Genomic DNA, 451 nt, shown 5'->3' with positions numbered 1-451 from the left:
GCGCAGGTTGCGGTACCAGTAGTCGGCGTCCAGTTCCGTGCCGTCGCACCACTGGCCCGTCACGGTCGAGAACAGGGGAACCGTGCCTTCGACCGGCCGGACACCCTCCAGGTCGGCCCGCAGCCGGTCACGGACCGGCTCCACCAGCGGCGAGTGGGAAGCGTAGTCGACGGCGACGCGACGCGCGCGTACACCCCGCCCCGCACAGTGCGCGAGGAACTCCTCCAACGCCACCGCCTCACCCGCGACGACGACCGACTCAGGACCGTTGACAGCGGCGACCGCCACCCGGCCCGCCCAAAGAGCCACCCATTCCCCGGTCTCCGCGGGCGACGCCGCCACGGACACCATGCCCCCGCTGCCCGCAAGCCCCGTCAACGCCCGACTCCGCAGCGCAACCACACGAGCACCATCAGCCAAAGACAGCACACCCGCCACACAAGCAGCGGCA

At 71.4% G+C, this 451-nt stretch carries 1 protein-coding gene; it reads right to left on the bottom strand.

Annotated features, from left to right (window positions below; all coding sequences use genetic code 11):
* The coding region (locus tag KWI83_RS37890; RefSeq protein ID WP_308122414.1) for an acyltransferase domain-containing protein at window positions 1-438 on the bottom strand (438 nt) is incomplete at its 3' end.
* Window positions 439-451 lie beyond the last annotated feature (13 nt).

Origin of the sequence: Streptomyces sp. TRM70350, assembly GCF_019219825.1 — a bacterium.
Classification (GTDB): Bacteria; Actinomycetota; Actinomycetes; order Streptomycetales; family Streptomycetaceae; genus Streptomyces.
Note: the sequence above shows the minus strand (reverse complement) of the source record. Positions and strands in the feature narration are given on the sequence as shown.